Annotated in this window: 16 protein-coding genes and 1 pseudogene; 7 read left to right on the forward strand and 10 right to left on the reverse strand. The window is 61.1% G+C overall.

Annotated elements, in window-relative coordinates; all coding sequences use genetic code 11:
* Window positions 1-44 precede the first annotated feature (44 nt).
* The 3 genes and pseudogenes from argS to IMCC21224_RS11035 form a co-directional block, all read right to left on the reverse strand.
* Complete coding sequence (argS, locus tag IMCC21224_RS11025; RefSeq protein WP_047995400.1) at window positions 45-1790, reverse strand: arginine--tRNA ligase; 1746 nt, start codon at window positions 1788-1790, stop codon at window positions 45-47.
* A 123-nt stretch (window positions 1791-1913) separates the two neighbouring features.
* A pseudogene (locus tag IMCC21224_RS11030) lies at window positions 1914-3730 on the reverse strand (cation:proton antiporter).
* Window positions 3731-3882: 152 nt separating this feature from the next.
* On the reverse strand, window positions 3883-5067 hold the full coding sequence (locus IMCC21224_RS11035; RefSeq protein ID WP_047995401.1) for a deoxyguanosinetriphosphate triphosphohydrolase: 1185 nt from the start codon (window positions 5065-5067) through the stop codon (window positions 3883-3885).
* A gap of 76 nt (window positions 5068-5143) precedes the next feature.
* Between IMCC21224_RS11035 and IMCC21224_RS11040 the strand changes: the two genes are divergently transcribed.
* A complete protein-coding gene (locus tag IMCC21224_RS11040; RefSeq protein ID WP_047995402.1) occupies window positions 5144-5467 on the forward strand; it encodes an iron-sulfur cluster assembly accessory protein in 324 nt (107 codons plus the stop codon).
* A gap of 165 nt (window positions 5468-5632) precedes the next feature.
* Here IMCC21224_RS11040 and IMCC21224_RS11045 read toward each other — a convergent pair whose 3' ends face one another.
* The 3 genes from IMCC21224_RS11045 to IMCC21224_RS11055 all read right to left on the reverse strand — a co-directional run bounded on the left by IMCC21224_RS11045 (window position 5633) and on the right by IMCC21224_RS11055 (window position 8194).
* Complete coding sequence (locus tag IMCC21224_RS11045; RefSeq protein WP_082135181.1) at window positions 5633-6550, reverse strand: DMT family transporter; 918 nt, start codon at window positions 6548-6550, stop codon at window positions 5633-5635.
* A complete protein-coding gene (locus IMCC21224_RS11050; protein WP_047995404.1) occupies window positions 6547-7653 on the reverse strand; it encodes a hypothetical protein in 1107 nt (368 codons plus the stop codon). The genes IMCC21224_RS11045 and IMCC21224_RS11050 overlap by 4 nt, the downstream gene beginning before the upstream one ends.
* Before the next feature lie 61 nt (window positions 7654-7714).
* A complete protein-coding gene (locus tag IMCC21224_RS11055) occupies window positions 7715-8194 on the reverse strand; it encodes a DUF6749 family protein (RefSeq protein WP_053078953.1) in 480 nt (159 codons plus the stop codon).
* A gap of 427 nt (window positions 8195-8621) precedes the next feature.
* Here IMCC21224_RS11055 and xth point away from each other — a divergent pair, with 427 nt between their 5' ends.
* The 3 genes from xth (at window position 8622) to grxD (ending at window position 10286) form a co-directional block, all read left to right on the forward strand.
* A complete protein-coding gene (gene xth / locus IMCC21224_RS11060; RefSeq protein WP_047995406.1) occupies window positions 8622-9404 on the forward strand; it encodes an exodeoxyribonuclease III in 783 nt (260 codons plus the stop codon).
* 176 nt (window positions 9405-9580) lie between these two features.
* The gene (locus IMCC21224_RS11065; protein WP_047995407.1) at window positions 9581-9823 is read left to right on the forward strand and encodes a BolA/IbaG family iron-sulfur metabolism protein; all 243 of its coding nucleotides are present in this window, start codon (window positions 9581-9583) and stop codon (window positions 9821-9823) included.
* 100 nt (window positions 9824-9923) lie between these two features.
* Complete coding sequence (gene grxD / locus IMCC21224_RS11070) at window positions 9924-10286, forward strand: Grx4 family monothiol glutaredoxin (RefSeq protein ID WP_047995408.1); 363 nt, start codon at window positions 9924-9926, stop codon at window positions 10284-10286.
* 124 nt (window positions 10287-10410) lie between these two features.
* Here grxD and IMCC21224_RS11075 read toward each other — a convergent pair whose 3' ends face one another.
* Entirely contained in the window at window positions 10411-10806 is a 396-nt protein-coding gene (locus IMCC21224_RS11075) for a cell division protein ZapA (protein ID WP_047995409.1), read from the reverse strand.
* The gene (locus IMCC21224_RS11080; RefSeq protein ID WP_047995410.1) at window positions 10806-11336 is read right to left on the reverse strand and encodes a hypothetical protein; all 531 of its coding nucleotides are present in this window, start codon (window positions 11334-11336) and stop codon (window positions 10806-10808) included. The genes IMCC21224_RS11075 and IMCC21224_RS11080 overlap by 1 nt, the downstream gene beginning before the upstream one ends.
* 204 nt (window positions 11337-11540) lie before the next feature.
* Here IMCC21224_RS11080 and tkt point away from each other — a divergent pair, with 204 nt between their 5' ends.
* Both tkt and IMCC21224_RS11090 read left to right on the forward strand, forming a co-directional pair.
* Entirely contained in the window at window positions 11541-13586 is a 2046-nt protein-coding gene (gene tkt / locus IMCC21224_RS11085; protein ID WP_047995411.1) for a transketolase, read from the forward strand.
* Between the two features lie 199 nt (window positions 13587-13785).
* Window positions 13786-14901 carry a serine hydrolase gene (locus tag IMCC21224_RS11090; RefSeq protein ID WP_053078954.1) on the forward strand — a complete coding sequence of 372 codons (1116 nt, stop codon included), beginning with the start codon at window positions 13786-13788 and terminating at the stop codon, window positions 14899-14901.
* On the opposite strand, the gene IMCC21224_RS11095 is transcribed toward IMCC21224_RS11090, so the two are convergent.
* Window positions 14895-15878 carry a DUF808 domain-containing protein gene (locus IMCC21224_RS11095; protein WP_047995412.1) on the reverse strand — a complete coding sequence of 328 codons (984 nt, stop codon included), beginning with the start codon at window positions 15876-15878 and terminating at the stop codon, window positions 14895-14897. The genes IMCC21224_RS11090 and IMCC21224_RS11095 overlap by 7 nt on opposite strands.
* Window positions 15879-15925: 47 nt before the next feature.
* On the reverse strand, window positions 15926-16324 hold the full coding sequence (locus IMCC21224_RS11100; RefSeq protein WP_047995413.1) for a DoxX family protein: 399 nt from the start codon (window positions 16322-16324) through the stop codon (window positions 15926-15928).
* Between the two features lie 131 nt (window positions 16325-16455).
* Here IMCC21224_RS11100 and IMCC21224_RS11105 point away from each other — a divergent pair, with 131 nt between their 5' ends.
* Window positions 16456-16665, forward strand: coding sequence for a hypothetical protein (locus IMCC21224_RS11105; RefSeq protein ID WP_082135182.1), 210 nt, complete (start codon window positions 16456-16458; stop codon window positions 16663-16665).
* Window positions 16666-16693: the final 28 nt, after the last annotated feature.

Raw genomic sequence — 16693 nt, forward strand, 5'->3', positions numbered from 1 at the left:
CGCGCGGGTGTCTGAACTGCCTCGACCGGCCGCGACGCTGTTGGTCAGCGCATCTCTTGGGCCGGAGTCACACCAAGGATACCAAGACCGGCAGAAATAACAACCGAGACAGCCCGCGCAAGGGCGATTTTCGCCTGCGATGTCGCGGCATCGCCGTCTTGCAGGAACCGAAGGCCGGGGTCGTCATTGCCGCGGTTCCACAACCCGTGCAGATCGGACGCCAGTTCATAAAGATAAAAGGCCACCCGATGCGGTTCGTGGGTACGGGCGGCAATCTCGATCAGGCGCGGCCATTCGGCCAGTTTTTTCGCCACGGCGAGTTCGGACTCATGGGTCATGCCGGACAGATCCGCCTGTACCAGCGTAGCGTCAGACACGTCAATCCCGGCCTCAACCGCCTTGCGCATAACCGAATTCACCCGCGCATTGGCGTATTGCACATAGAACACCGGGTTTTCGCGGCTCTGTTCCAGCACCTTGGCAAAGTCAAAATCCAGGGTGGCGTCATTCTTGCGTGTCAGCATGACAAAGCGTGTCACATCCGGCCCCACCTGTTCGACCACATCGCGCAGCGTGACAAAGGTGCCCGCGCGTTTTGACATCTTGAACGGCTCACCGTTTTTGTACAGCTTGACCAGCTGCGTCAGCTTGATGTCCAGCGGGACAGCGCCGTCTGACAGCGCCGAAACGGCGGCTTTCATCCGTTTGACATAGCCACCGTGATCCGCTCCGAACACATCAATAAGCTGGTTGAACCCTCTGGAAACCTTGTCAAAATGATAGGCGATATCGGGTGCGAAATAAGTCCAGGAACCATCAGATTTCTTGATCGGGCGGTCGACGTCATCGCCATGCGCAGTCGAGCGGAAAAGGGTCTGCTCGCGCGGCTCCCAATCCTCGGGCGTCTTGCCCTTTGGCGGCTCAAGCACGCCACGATAGATCAGCCCCTTGGCATCCAGGTCAGCAATCGCCGCCTCGATCCGGCCCGTGCCATATAGTGACTTCTCGGAAAAGAAATGGTCCATCTCAACGCCGAGCATTTTCAGATCTGCCCGGATCAGGTCCATCATCGCATCGGTCGAATAGCTGCGTACGTCCTGTAACCAAACCTCTTCGGGCTGATCAACATAGGCATCGCCGACTTTGGATTTCAGCGCCTCGCCCACCTCGATCAGGTATTCGCCGGGATAGGTGCCATCAACAAAGGCAACGGTCTGGCCGTGCGCCTCAAGATAGCGCAGATAGACTGACCGGGCGAGGACATCAACCTGGCCGCCACCATCATTGATGTAATATTCGCGCGTCACGTCATAGCCGGAATAAGCCAGCAAACCGGCCAGCGCATCGCCAAACACAGCGCCACGCGTGTGGCCCACGTGCAACGGGCCGGTGGGGTTCGCACTGACATATTCAACATTGACCCGACTGCCCTGCCCCATGTCCGAGCGGCCGTAAGCTGTACCCTGCTCTAACACGGCTGTGGCAAGCGTCTGCCACACCACTGGCGCAAGGCGCAGATTGATGAATCCGGGGCCCGCCACCTCGGCGGCGGTCACGCGCGGATCGGCGGCCAGAATCGACACCAGCGCTTCGGCGATGTCACGCGGCTTCATCCGCGACGGTTTGGCCAGCACCATCGCGGCATTGGTGGCCATGTCGCCATGCAGCGGATCGCGCGGCGGTTCGACCGTGACCGGACCAAGGTCAAGATCCTGCGGCAGGATTCCGTCCGATTGCAGCCTGGCGATGGCCGAAACGACGAGGGTTCCAATGTCGGAAAAGAGGTTCATGGGGTGGCTCCTGATCTGGAGCGTCCTCTATCACGCTGGCAGGTGGCGTCAAATGGCAGGTTTATGCCCTGCGGGTCAGAATCGCATCGGCATGCGCTGCGGCTTTGCCCCACAATGCGGGGTTCAGGCGCCCGTCCGGTCGGCCCTGCCCGGAACCAGCGCCAGCAGGCGTATTCCATCCCCATCGCGCGGTTCATCCTGAGGCGAGAGAAACCGCAGCGCGCCATTGCCGTTCAGGTCAGCAAAAGCAATGCCTTTGGGATGGGTGTTGCGCCAGTCCTCAAGCGTGAATTCTTCGCTCAGACGGGTGACGCGGAACTCCCAACCTTCGGACAACCGCGCATTTGCTTCGTCCACCGTATCGCCCGGCCCGATGGCGCGGCCCCCAGGGTGGTCGGCAAGGCGTGGCGCGAATGATGCCCAGCCGCCCGGCGCAACTGGAACACGTTGGCACGCCCGAACTCAGGCGCTAGGTCGGTGGCCACCAGGGTGTTGTAGGCGTCGTTGTCGGTGGCTGCGATGATCGTCTCGTAACGCATGAGATCCAGCCGATCCTCGGCCGCTTCGGACAGGATATCGCCATAGAACGTGTCGATCCCGGTATCCCGCGCCGCCCGCAGATGACTGCGGTTCGGGTCCGAGATGATCACCGGCAGCTCCATCTTTTGCAATGCCTTGGCCAACGCCACGGTCCAGGGCGATCCGCCCACCAACAGTACGCCGGGTGTGGTCGCCGCCGTTAAACCCAGCATCCGTGCAAAAGGTGTCAGGGTGAACCCATGCAGCAAAACCGACGCCGCCACCAGCGCAAAGGCCAGCGACGGAATGCGCGCGCCATCCTCAACCCCAAGCGACGCAAGCCGTTCACCAAACAGCCCCGCCACCGCCACCAGAACAACCCCGCGCGGGCCGGTAAAGGCCACCAAGACTCGTTCACGCCAAGGCACGTCGCTGAACGCCAATGCGGTCAGGACGGACAGCGGCCGCGCGATCAGGATCACCACAACTACAAACGCCAATGTGCTAAAATCCAGAGAAAATAGCGTTTCTCGCGTCATGTCGGCGGCAAGCAGGATAAACACGCCCGACACCAGCAGCACCGTGGCCTGTTCTTTGAATCGGCGCAGACCCGCATAGCTGGGCAGGTCAGCATTGGCGATGAACAGGCCCATCAGAGTCACAGCCAGCAGGCCGCTCTCGTGCAAGGCGGTGTCAGATACTGCAAAAACCGCAAGCACGGCCACAAACAGCACCGGCACCTTCATGTATTCAGGCACATAGCCATGCGCAAAGGCCCGCGCGACGCCCCATCCGGCAGCCAGTCCAAGGAGCGAGGCGAACACAATGCCCAGAACCATATCTACCACAGCAGACCCTGCGCCGGTCGCGGTCTGCAACACGATCACCACCTCAAAGGCCAGCACAGCAGCCAGAGCGCCAATCGGGTCGTTCACGATCGCCTCCCATTGCAGCAAGGCAGCGGGACGGCGGCGCAAACGCGCCTGACGCAGCAGCGGCGCTATCACCGTGGGGCCGGTGACAATCATAATACCGCCAAAAACCGCAGAGCTTTGCCAACCCAGCCCCGCGACATAATGCAGGGCAAGTGCCGAGGTGATCCACCCCAGGGGCGCCCCGACCAACACCAGGCGGCGGACGCCAACTGTCGCATCGCGCAGCGACTTAAGGTTAAGCGTCAGACCGCCTTCGAACAGGATGATTGCCACGGCGATGGCGATGATCGGCGACATCAAAGTGCCAAAGTCACGTGACGGATTGAGCAATCCAAACACCGGCCCGGCCAGCAGGCCCGCAAGCAGCATCAACACGATGGCCGGCAGCCGCAGTCGCCATGCCAGCCATTGCGACCCAACACCGAGGCTGCCCACCAAGGCAAACCCCAGAACCGGGTCGATCCCCGCAAAATCCTGTGTCGTCATGCCGTCCCGATCCTGTCCTGACGCCACCCGGCGTATCGCGCGTTTGAATTATAGGCTGTTGCAGGCGATTTTCCCAAGTCTGTCCCGAACGCGTCGTGGCGTCACGATCCACTTTCGTCCCGGGCAACCCAGTTATGCGACTGTGACGACTATCAGGTCGCGTCGCGCAGGATATCAGCGCCCGTTAAACGAGCGTGTTCCTGGAAGGCAAATCGGTCGGTCATGCCTGCAATGTAATCCGCCACCAGCCGCACCAATTCGGTCTCGTCCTCCGCAGTATCGATTTCCCGGTGCCAACGCTGCGGCAGCAGGTCTCGACGCGACAGGTAGAGCGGAAAAAGCTCGTTAACCACAATTGTCACCCGTTCGCGCTGCACCATCACTGGTGGCGCGCGGTACATGTGCTCAAACAGAAAGTCGCGGATCTGTCGCAGCTTTGCCCAGAGTGACGTCGAAAAAGCAATCACCGGGCGCCCCAGGTTGCGCACTGCCTGGGCGTCACCGCAGTTGGCGGCCAAAAGGTTGGCGCGCGAGGTATCAATCACATCGCTGACCATTGCGCCAAACACCCGGCGTAGCGCCTCGTGCCGCCGCCGATAGGGATCAAGTCCTGGATAGAGCAAGTCCACCTCGGCGTAGGCCGGACCGATGATCGGTAGCTCGGCAATCCGGTCTTCGGTGAACAAACCAGCGCGCAGACCATCGTGCAAATCGTGATTGTTATAGGCAATGTCGTCAGACAACGCGGCAACCTGGGCCTCGGCGCTCGCGTGGGTCGACAGCTCCAGATCGTGGCGTGCGTTGTATTCGGCCAGCGCATACGGCAGAGCACCGGTGACCGGGCCGTTGTGTTTGGCCAATCCTTCGAGGGTTTCCCATGTCAGATTCAGCCCGTCGAATTCAGCATAGTGCCGCTCAAGAGACGTGACGATGCGCAGTGCCTGAGCGTTGTGATCAAACCCGCCATAAGGTTTCATCAGCGCGTCCAGCGCGTCCTCACCGGTATGACCAAATGGGGTGTGACCCAGGTCATGCGCTAGGGCCACCGCTTCGGTCAGGTCAGTGTTGAGGCCAAGTGCGCCAGCGATCGTGCGCGCCACCTGCGCGACTTCAATCGAATGAGTCAGTCTGGTGCGGTAAAAATCGCCCTCGTGTTCGACAAACACCTGGGTCTTGTGTTTCAGGCGCCGAAAGGCCGAGGAATGGATGATCCGGTCACGGTCGCGCTGAAAGGGCGAGCGAAAGGCGCTCTCGTCCTCTGAGACCAGCCGCCCCCGAAGGTCGGCGGCGTCGCAGGCCGCTGCGCTGCGTTGCGTCGGCTGAAAACTTGCGTGCATCTGGTCCCGTCCTTGTCGCCCGGCCCGTGCCTGCATATATTGCCCCTGTAGGAAAAGATAAACCCGTGAGGATGCCATGCAAATTCCGCCCCGAGTCACCCCCCGTGCCTTTACCCGGCTGGCCGAGATCGGCGCCGGTGATCAGGGCCAGGCGCTGCGCGTCGCAGTCGAAGGCGGCGGCTGTTCTGGTTTTCAATACGACATCACGCTCGGCGCACCGGAAGACGGCGATCTGGTGCTCGAAGGTCAGGGCCAGAAGGTTGTTGTCGATTCGGTATCGCTGCCGTTCCTGTCCGATGCCGTGATCGACTTTAGCGACGAGCTGATCGGCGCGCGGTTCGTGATCGAAAACCCGAATGCCACATCGTCCTGCGGCTGCGGTACATCGTTTTCGATGTAAGGGAATGTTCGGTGTGGCTTGCCGGGTATATCTAGCGATACCCGGCAAGCGGCTTGATCTGTGCGCAACCAGGATCTGCTAGCGCAGAGAAGTGCGTATTTAGAAAGAGAAGAAGTTCGGCAGGTCGGCCGACACTGATGTCCGGTCGCCCTGCTGTCGCGTCGGTCAGACCGCGAGAGACTCGCGACGGCGTGGGACAAGTTCGTCCGCGATCAGCCAGAGGCCAGAGGCAATCACCAGCGCGACACCTATCATCGTGCCCGATCCCGGCACCTCACCAAATGCCACGAACCCGATTGCCACCATCCAGACGAACTGAAGATTCATCAGTGGTGTTGCCACATAGGCCGGCAACAGGCGGAGGGCCACGACCACAACCCAACGGGCAAAGAACAGGAACGTCGCATAGGCTGCGATCCAGCCCAGATCGGCCAGCGCCATCGGCTGCCAGACAAACGGAAGCGCCACGCCCATCACCACGAGAATCGCCAGGTTGGGGTAAAAAACCTGCGCCAGCGCGTTGGTTTCGACCCGACCGATATAGCGCGACGCCACCATAGATCCGGTTCCGGTCAGAGCCGCCAGAAGCGCCCAGAAATGTCCGGGCTGCAAACCCGACAGGCCCCCCGGCATCAGACAAATCACCCCCAGAGTCCCAAGTCCAAGCGCGGCCCAGGCCTGCGGACGGATCGGTTCGTCCAGAACCGGACCGCTGAGAAGTGCAGCGATCACCGGCATCAAGCCAATAAACAGAAAGACATCCGCGAACGGCAGCAGCCGAAAGGCCTGAAAAAAGCCGACGCAGGCCAGCACTGTCAGCAGCGAGCGCACGGCCATCGCACGTGGGCACCGGGTGGTGAGCCGCCCCGCCCCGGTCACGCCGTCTGCCCCCCCCGGCAGTCCGAACGGCGTCCGGCTGACTCCATAGGCCAGCGCCAGCACGATCCCGGCCGAGAGACAGAAAAGCTGCGGTGCTGCAAAGCTGCCAGAGATATGTTTGGTGATCCCGTCAGCGGCGGAAATCATCAGCGTGTAGAGCGCCACCAGCACGGCGCCCATGACAGCGGGACGTAAGCCACTCACGCGCTTTGTTCCATCATGCTGCCGTGACGCAGCGAATCCAGACGCGGGGCGTCCGGGCGGGCGAAGCCGTGAAAGAACGCCTCAAAATGGTCCGACTTCTCGGCTGAGGCCAGAACATCTAACGCGCCAGGCGACAGGTTGTCCGCGATCCGGTCCCGCATGTGCAGCCAGTCACCAGAGCGCGCGCCATCCATACTGAACATGAATTCGGACATTTCGCGCAGTGGCGCACTGTCCTGTGTGGCGCGATCAAAGCGCATCCGTCCGGACAGGATTGTCCCTGAAAAGATCGGAGCACCAGTGGTGGCCTGATGCCAATTGCACACCAGATAATCGTGGTAGGCGTCGTGAATGTCGATATCGGGATCACCGGTCACGGTGAAACCATAGGTTTCGCGCGCCAGCCAATCCGACCAGAGCGGTGGTGGAACCTCTCCCGCGTAGATCAGTGCCACACAAATTTCGGCCAGCAGATCGGCATTCTGATCGAGATAGGCCAGCAGGCCGGAGAAATGCAGCGAAGTCACCGCCGATGCATCTAGCTGCGGATCGAACCGGCCATATTCGCTGAGATAGAATACCGCGTGCGTCAGTTCATATGCCGCCTTTTTGTTCGGCAATGCAAAGGTTTGCGAGCGGCTAATAAAGCTTCTCATCCGCCCCTCGAGCCCGGCATCAGTCGGCAGGGGGTCACGACCCCGACGGGTCATCAGGCGGCGGGCTTCCATCCGTTGCAGGTCGGACATTTCCGCATGAGCCAGATCCTGAGACACCGCCCAGTCGACCAGCTGCTCGGCTTTGTTGCCCTTCATCCCCAAGGCTTCGAGATCGAGCGTGATCGACAGCAAGAAGCGATAGTATTGCGGAAAGAAGCTCATTCGCTGTTCCACGGTGTCGTAGAAGGCCTGATGCGACGCCAGAGCGCCATCCGGCAATTCGGTGCCGGTGCTTTCAAGGACGTTCAGGATCTCGGCGTTTTCCTTGAGCCAGAATACATCGTCGCCGGTGCGGCGCTCGGCCGCAAAGCTGTGCAGAAGCGCGCCAAAGCGCGCCTCTTGCCGCTGGACCCGGGACGGAACACGCAGTTGGATGACATTACTCATGGTCATTCTCCCTTTGGGTTTCGTGGGAGGGGCTGTTGCCCCGTCCCGATCCGTTCAAAGCTCAGGAGCCCGAAGTGAAGAGCGCGCAGCCGTCGCCAGCAGCGGTCATTGTGGTCTTCGGTGCGGAGCCCGAGGTGAACATCTCAACCGCGTCGCCGGTGGTTGCCTTGGTGCCAGCCGGTGCGGAGCCCGAAGTGAACATCTCAACCGCGTCGCCGGTGGTTGCCTTGGTGCCAGCCGGTGCGGAGCCCGAGGTGAACATCTCAACCGCGTCGCCGGTGGTTGCCTTGGTTCCAGCCGGTGCGGAGCCCGAAGTGAACATCTCAACCGCGTCGCCGGTGGTTGCCTTGGTGCCAGCCGGTGCGGAGCCCGAGGTGAACATCTCAACCGCGTCGCCGGTGGTTGCCTTGGTGCCAGCCGGTGCGGAGCCCGAGGTGAACATTTCGACCGCGTCGCCCATCAGCGCATTGCCGAGGGTCTGGGGCGAAGAGCCGGAAGTGAAGAGCGAGCAGCCGTCACCACCGTGAAGATCGGTTGTCATGCGTCCTTTCGTCACATGAGAAGAAACGTTCGAAAAAACTGTTTTGCGTTGAGCGGTCATTGTCGTCTCCAGGGTTAAATTCCACTCCCTGACGCTTGCACGTGTTAATTGTTTCTCAAAATGTTTTTCTCTTAATGCGTGTTTATCCAAATACTTATCCACGTGAGTTCACGCGTACAGTTATATGGTGGAGGTTTGCTTCGTTAAGTTATCCACAGGCAAAAGAAAATTTATCCCAAGGCGGTAAACCGCTGGGTTCCTGACGAATCACTTACTCTTGCAGTCGACCCACGCGTCACGCAAAGGTGGAATCAGTTCGGTCTCTGACACAGAGTGTATCACACCTGACACAGATTTAGACAGTCTTGACGCTTGTTCGCGTCGGGCATTTGGGCAATAGATCAGCCACATCACGAGGGGAACGCACATGCGGATTGCCAGCTTCAACATCAACGGAATCAAGGCACGGGTCGGCGCACTGACCGACTGGCTCGATGAGTCACAGCCTGACGTCGTGCTGTTGCAGGAAATCAAGTCGGTCGACGACGGGTTTCCGTCCGAGTTGTTCGAAGATCGCGGCTACAACGTTGCCACTCATGGTCAAAAAGGTTTCAACGGCGTGGCGATCCTGTCCAAGCTGCCGCTCGAGGATGTGACCCGCGGCCTGCCCGGCGACGACAGCGACGAACAGGCCCGCTGGATCGAAGCGACTGTGGTCGGCGATCATTCGGCGGTTCGGCTCTGTGGGTTGTATTTGCCGAACGGCAATCCGGTGCCGGGGCCAAAATATGACTATAAACTGGCGTGGATGCAGCGGCTTGAAGCCCGCGCAAAGGCATTACTGGAGGCAGAGATGCCCGCGCTGATGGCTGGCGATTATAACGTCATCCCCCAGCCAGAGGACGCGGCCAAGCCCGAGTCCTGGACCGAGGACGCGCTATACCTGCCGCAGACGCGGGCGGCGTTCCGGCGGATCCTGAACCTTGGCTTTACCGAGGCATTTCGCGCGCGGACCAACGGTCCGGGGCATTATTCGTTTTGGGATTACCAGGCCGGAGCCTGGAACCGGAACAACGGAATCCGCATCGACCACTTCCTGCTCAGCCCCGCCTGCGCTGACATGATGACTGATTGTCAGATCGACCGCGACGTTCGGGGGCGCGAAAAACCGTCGGACCATGTGCCGGTCTGGGTCGAGCTGGTCGCCTAGCTGTATCGGGGCTGCGCACTGTGACTGTGTTACAGTCTGGCAGCGAACCGCAGGCGACGTCTCTGACGCCGGTTTTTTCCGCATCGGCATCGCAGCTGGGCGCACATATGTGCCCGGACTTGCGCCCGGAGGCGGGCCGTCCTACATCTGTGGAACACCAGTAAAGGGAGCCGACAATGGCGATGCAGGCCAACGAAATCGAGGATTTGATCCGGGCTGAATTTCCGCAGGCGCGGATTACGATCACCGACCTCGCCGGCGATGGCAACCATTACGCGGCCGAAGTGATCGACGATTCATTTCGCGGCAAAAACCGGGTACAGCAACAGCGCGCGGTCTATGCCGCACTCAAGGGCAAGATGGACGGAGCGGCAGGTGAATTGCATGCGCTGGCGCTGACCACCAAAGTGCCGGAATGATCGGAGACATCTGCGCCGAGGCGGTTCAGGGCGCAGGTGCATGGATAGAAGATTGGTGTCGGGCGTGTTGAGCGGCGGCACAACGGAAAAGGATAGACAGATGAGCGACGCAAAGACCCGGATTGGCGATACGGTCAAATCCAACGATGTGGTGCTGTTCATGAAAGGCACCAAAAGCATGCCGCAATGCGGTTTTTCCAGCCGCGTGGCCGGTGTTCTGAACTACATGGGCGTGGAATTTGCCGATGTGAACGTGCTTGAGGATGCAGACATCCGCCAAGGCATCAAGGATTACTCGGACTGGCCGACGATCCCGCAGCTTTATGTCAAAGGCGAATTCGTCGGTGGTTGTGACATCATCACCGAGATGACCCTGTCGGGGGAACTCGATCAGCTGTTCACCACCAATGGCGTAACCTTTGACAAGGACGCCGCTGACAAGATCCGCGAAGCCAACGGCTGAGGCAATGCCCTGACACCAGAAACCACGAACGCCGCCCGACCGGGGCGGCGTTTTGCGTTCCAGTGGCAGGCCCTTTTCTATTGGCCCTGCGTGGCGCGAGAGAACCTCCGGACCACCCCGAATGTCAGAGAGCGGACTTTTGTTCCATCTCGTCGGCCAGGGATTCCACACGCGCGGCAATCTCAGCCAGGGTATCAGTCACCTTCGCCGGGATCACCGGCACCTCGACCCGTTCGGGCGCAGGCGCAGGCGTGGCGCGCAGCGTCTGCAGTTCGCCAAGATATCCGGCGGCGCGATCTTCGCTTTCGCGCAACTTGTCCTCGAGTCCGGCAGTCTTGTCCGCCAGCATCAGCCCCGCCATCAACAGCATCCGCGTTTCGGGCACCCGCCCGATCTGATCAACCAGCACCGAGGCTTCGGCATCAAGCATCGCGGCAGCGGCAAGAAGGTACTGCTCTTCTCCGACCTGGCAGGCAACCTCGAAAGTGCGGGTGCCGATGGTGATCTGAACTTCGGGCATCAGATATCCTCCTCTGAGGGGGCATAGCCGGTGGCGGCGGTCAGCAGTGGCTCCATTGCCTGAAGCACCGCGCGGTTTTCCGCCACATCGGCCGCCTGAGCGGCGCGCAGCCCCTCTAACTCGGCCAGCATCGCCTTGTTGATCAGATGCGGTTCGCCCACGTTCTCTTCTAGAGCGGCGCGCATTTCCTGGTTGGTATCGCGCAGCATGTCATTGGCACGGCGCAACCGCTGAAGCTCAGTGTCGATCCGGTTCAGCGCCTCGCGCTGCGATCCGACCTGTTCGTGCAGCTCGGCGACAGTGTTTTCCTGCTTCTCGCGGATCGCCCGCACCCGCTCTTCGAGCTGGGCATTGGCCAGCCGCTCTTCTTGCAGCGCATCGCGCAGCGCGGCCATCTCCTCAGGATCTGCCTGTGGGGCGACCTCTGGCTCGGGTGTCGGGACCGGAGCGGGATCCAGCGTCTCCACACCATACGCGATGCGGTCAAGCGCTGCGGTGATGCGCCGTTCCAATTCGTCAATCTGGGTCATGTTTTGCCCTTTGCACTGCCTTCGGAGCCTATAGCGCGGCATTCCTTGCGAATCGCCGCCGCTCCGTTGCCATCAATTCTAGCAACGCTGAATGGAAAATGCGCCCCCCTTATGTGTCAAGACCTTATGGGCCGTGCTTGAACTTCGCCGCCACGCTGCTATTGGAGGGGCCGACATACCCCCTTTGCACAAGGATTGCCGCCCGTGGATATTGCAGCATTGCGCACCAAGAACCCCGATCACTGGATGAAGGCGACCGCAATCCGTGCGCTCGCTCTGGACGCGGTCGCCGCCGCCAAGTCGGGCCATTCCGGCATGCCCATCGGTATGGCTGATGTCGCGACCGTGCTGTTTGGCAAACATCTGAAATTCGACGCCGCCAACCCGACCTGGCCCGACCGCGACCGGTTTATCCTGTCGGCCGGCCACGGATCAATGTTGCTGTATGCGCTGCTGTATCTGACGGGGGATGCTGAATTCCCGCTCGAAGAGATCAAGAATTTCCGCCAGTGGGGCGCCAAAACGGCTGGCCACCCCGAGAATTTTCTGGCGCAGGCGATTGAGACCACAACCGGTCCGCTGGGTCAGGGCCTCGCCAATTCGGTCGGTTTCGCCATGGCAGAAGAGATCCTGCGCGCCCGCTTTGGCCAAAAGATGATGGATCACCACACCTATGTCATCGCCGGTGACGGTTGCCTGATGGAAGGTATCAGCCACGAGGCCATCGGCATCGCCGGCCGTCACAAGCTGTCAAAGCTGATCGTATTCTGGGACAACAACAACATCACCATCGACGGCACGGTTGAACTGTCGGACCGTACCGACCAGCCCGCCCGTTTCCGCGCCGCCGGTTGGGATGTGCAGGAAATCGACGGCCACGACCCCGAGGCGATTGACGCCGCCATCACCGCCGCGAAACAGACCGACACCCCGTCGATGATCGCCTGCAAGACGCATATCGCACTGGGCCACGCGGCGCAGGACACCTCAAAGGGTCACGGCGCACTGACGGATGCAGGTCAGATGGCGGATGCCAAGGCTGCCTGGGGCTGGACCACCGGCCCGTTCGAAGTGCCCGGCGATATCAAGTCGGCTTGGGAAACCATTGGCCAAAAGGGTTCGTCAGACCGCACCGCATGGGAGGCTCGGCTCGAGTCTCTGTCGGCCAACCGTCAGGCCGAATTTGCCCGCACCATGGCCGGCGAAGCCCCGAAAAAGCTGAGCGCCACCATCAAGGCACTAAAAAAGCAGATGAGCGAGAGCGCGCCGTCAGTCGCCACGCGAAAATCGTCGGAAATGGTGCTCGAGGTGATCAACCCGATCCTGCCCGAAACCGTCGGCGGTTCGGCTGACCTGACAGGTTCCAACAACACGCTGACCAAGGATCTGGGCGTCTTTGACGTGGATAATCGTGGCGGGCGCTATGTCTACTGGGGTATCCGCGAACACGGCATGGCCTCGGCGATGAACGGCATGGCACTACACGGCGGTCTGCGCCCCTATGGTGGCACGTTCATGTGTTTCACCGACTACGCACGCCCTGCGATGCGCCTTGCCGCCCTGATGAAGATGCCGACCGTCTTTGTCATGACACATGACAGCATCGGTCTGGGCGAAGATGGCCCGACTCACCAGCCGGTCGAACATCTGGCGATTTCCCGCGCCACGCCCAACACCTATGTCTTCCGCCCTGCCGACACGATCGAGACGGCCGAAGCGTGGGAAATCGCGCTGACCTCGACCACCACGCCATCGGTGCTGGCGCTAAGCCGTCAGAACCTGCCGACCGTGCGGACCGAGCACAAGGTCAAGAACATGACCGCGCAGGGCGCCTATGTGCTGGCCGACGCTGACGGAAAACGTCAGGCGATTCTGATGGCCACCGGATCAGAAATCCAGGTCGCCATGGAGGCCCGCGATCTGCTGCAAGCCGAAGGCATCGGCACACGGGTTGTGTCCATGCCCTGCTGGGAGCTGTTCGAGCAGCAGGACGAGGCCTATCGCCGTCGCATTCTGCCCGGCGGGCCGGTACGTGTCGCGATTGAGGCAGGCGTGCGCTTTGGCTGGGATCAGTGGCTGCTGGGCGAACGCGGCAAGCGCGAAAAAGCAGGTTTTATCGGGATGCACGGCTTTGGTGCGTCTGCCCCGGCGGACGAGCTGTATTCGCAGTTTGGCATCACTGCCGAAGCGACCGCACAAAAGGTCCGCGATCTGATAGACGGCAAGTGGCAGGACGCCGCCGCAGAATAAGACAACAGGCGGGGGCTTTGGTCCCCGTCCTCCCCCTTTTCGGCTGGGATCAGAGGCCGCTGTCCCGCCACGATTGCGAACTCTGTCAACGCACAGGACGACGAAACGCACCGGCAGGAAAATGTCGCCGCAGGCAGAAACTGGCCGCGCGCTGCGTTGGACGCTTTGCACCCTGATGACACCGGTTTAGACCCTCGTCATGCGCATGCCTCATCTCACGTCCTTTGTAACCGCGTCGACCCTGCTATTGGCTGTACCGGCCGAGGCGCAGGACAATCGCGGCGCGGAACTTGCACGCGTCCTGCTGCAACGCTCGGGTGCGCCCGGCGTAGCGGTGGCGTGGATCGACGAGGGTCGGCGCGGCATTGCCGTCGCCGGTGTTCGGGCGCGCGGCACTGATGTTGCGATCTCGCCGCAGGATCAGTGGCATATCGGATCAAACGCCAAGTCGATGACGGCAACGCTGGTCGCACGGCTGGTCGAGGCGGATGTGATCCATTGGGACGACACTATCGCACAGCATTTGCAGGGGTTTCCCATCGACCCCGGCTACCGTGATGTGACGCTGGCGCAATTGCTGGCCCATCGCGGCGGGCTGCCAACCAATCCGGGCCGCTGGTTTCTGCATCGGCTGACCGGGCATGATGTGATGGCGGACCGGCGCGCTTATGCTGCGCAAATTTTGGGGCACACACCGCAACCCCAACCGGGGCGCAGCTTTCATTACTCCAATGCCGGGTATGTCGTCGTCGGCGCCATGCTTGAGGCTGCCACTGGCCAAAGCTGGGAAGTGCTGATGCAGGACTGGCTGTTCGAGCCGCTGGATATGGAAAGCGCCGGTTTTGGCGCGCCGGGAACGGCGCAGACCCTTAGTCAGCCACGCGGCCATGGCGGACATTTCCCCTGGTCGCGGGCGGTGATCACACCGGGGCCAGAGGCCGACAACGTCGCCGCCATGGGCCCCGCCGGAACCGTGCATCTTAGCCTGAACGATCATCTGCGGTATCTGCGCGCCCACATGACCCGCCCCAAAAGCTTTCTTTCCGACGCGAATTGGAACAGGTTGCAGAGCGATGTGGCTGGTCAGGGCTATGCTATGGGTTGGGTCGTGCGGAGTGATAGGATACTGGCGCATACCGGCTCGAATACCTTTTGGTACAATATGGTGTTTGTCGACCGGGCGGGCCGTCGCGTGCTGACGCTGGCGATGAACGAGGCAGCACTTGCGCGCGTCGAACCAGCGGCAGCCGGAGTGGCGCAGCTGTTCTTTGCTCAGGACGGCGCAACCGCCACGGAAACACCCGACACTCAGTGAGCCGACGGTTTTTCCCCGCCAAAGACCGCGCCCCAGAGCGGTGCGATCATCCGCGTCCCGACGGGAATGAGGATCAGCCCCAATGCCACCCCCAACACACCATCCATCGCCGCCGTTGCAACCCATTCGGCAGCAGCATGAAACGTCTCTGGCACGACATCCGCCACGGCGACAGCGATGCGATGGATGAACTCCTCTGGCAGATGCCAGCCCAATTCACCCACCCCGTGCACCACAATCGACCCACCGACCCAAAGCATAGCCGCCGTGCCAACCGTGCTGAGGACACGCATCAGGACCGGCATCATCTTGACGATCCCACGTCCCAGCGAACGCGTCAGCCCCATCTGTCCTGTCTGCGCCAGCCAGAGGCCGATATCGTCCATTTTGACAATCAGCGCGACCGATCCATAGACCAGCAGCGTAATCATCACCGCAACAGTGGCCAGCGTCGCCGCCTCCATCCAGAACGTGCTGGGCGGGATCGCAGCCAGAGCGATGGTCATGATCTCGGCTGACAGGATAAAGTCGGTCTTGATCGCGCCCTGGACCTTTTCCTCTTCGAGATGTGTGGGATCACCGACGGCATGACTGCCATCCGGCCCGCCCGATTGATCGTCATGCGGCATGATCGCATGGGCGATCTTTTCCGCGCCTTCAAAGCACAGATATAGCCCGCCCACCATCAGCAGCGGCGCAATCAACCACGGCGCAAAACTGGTCAGCAACAGGCCCGCAGGCAACAGATAGACCAGCTTGTTTGTCAGCGACCCGCGTGCGATCCGCCAGATGATTGGCAATTCGCGCGCGGCCGCAAACCCGTGAACGTATTTCGGCGTCACGGCGGCATCGTCAATCAGCGCGCCTGCCGCCTTGGACCCCGCCTTGACCGCCTGCCCCATCACATCATCGACCGAAGCCGCAGCAATCTTGGCAATACCCGCCACATCGTCAAGAAGCGCCAGCAATCCGCTCATTTGTTATCCTCTATTCAGCCGTTCCGACAACCTAATGTAATGTGACCTCAGCGCAACCAGCGCCACACATATCGCCCCGGTCCATGCGCAGCCAAGACAAGACATCCACCGGCAATGGCCCAGTTCTTGACCAGTATGCTCATTTGCCAGGGATCCTCGGGTAAATAGTGAAACACCGACGTCGCCAGACAATACAGCGCAAGCGCAAGCGCGACACCCCGCACCCAGACACCGGCAATCAGGGCCATAGCGGCAGCCGCATTGAACACCAGTGCCGGCCAGACCAGAAGCCAGGGCAACCCGCGCCCGACCAGCAATTGTCCCGCGGCATCCGGGTCAATTGCCTTTTGCACCGCACCGGCAACAAAGAGCAGCGCGATCAGTATCCGACCCACACAAACGAGCAGATCAGCGTAGCGGTCGGGGGTGGGGGTGTAATCAGGCATAGGCTCCTCAGGTCCAGCACGGGCGACATGCCCGGATCGTCACATAGCGCGGCACCGACCCGCGCACAGATTGGGCCACCGGTGACCAAACGGCACAATGCCGCGCAGCCCGCCCCGGCATGATTTCAGGCGTGACAGCGCAGCGCCGCTCTGGCATCACCAACCGCGTGACGCAAGCAAACGGGACAGCCGCCACCATGACGAATTTCCTCGCCATTGCGCTCGGGCTTGTGATCATTGCGGGGATCGGGGCAGATTACATGCTCTATGGCACCGAGCATCTGTTGTTTCTTGGCAAGAAGTTCCTGACCTTGCTGGGCTGGGTTGCATTCTGGCGCTGATGCCACCGCAGCCGGGACCACACCTTGA

The sequence above is a fragment of the Puniceibacterium sp. IMCC21224 genome, assembly GCF_001038505.1.
In the GTDB taxonomy this organism is placed as follows: Bacteria; Pseudomonadota; Alphaproteobacteria; order Rhodobacterales; family Rhodobacteraceae; genus Puniceibacterium.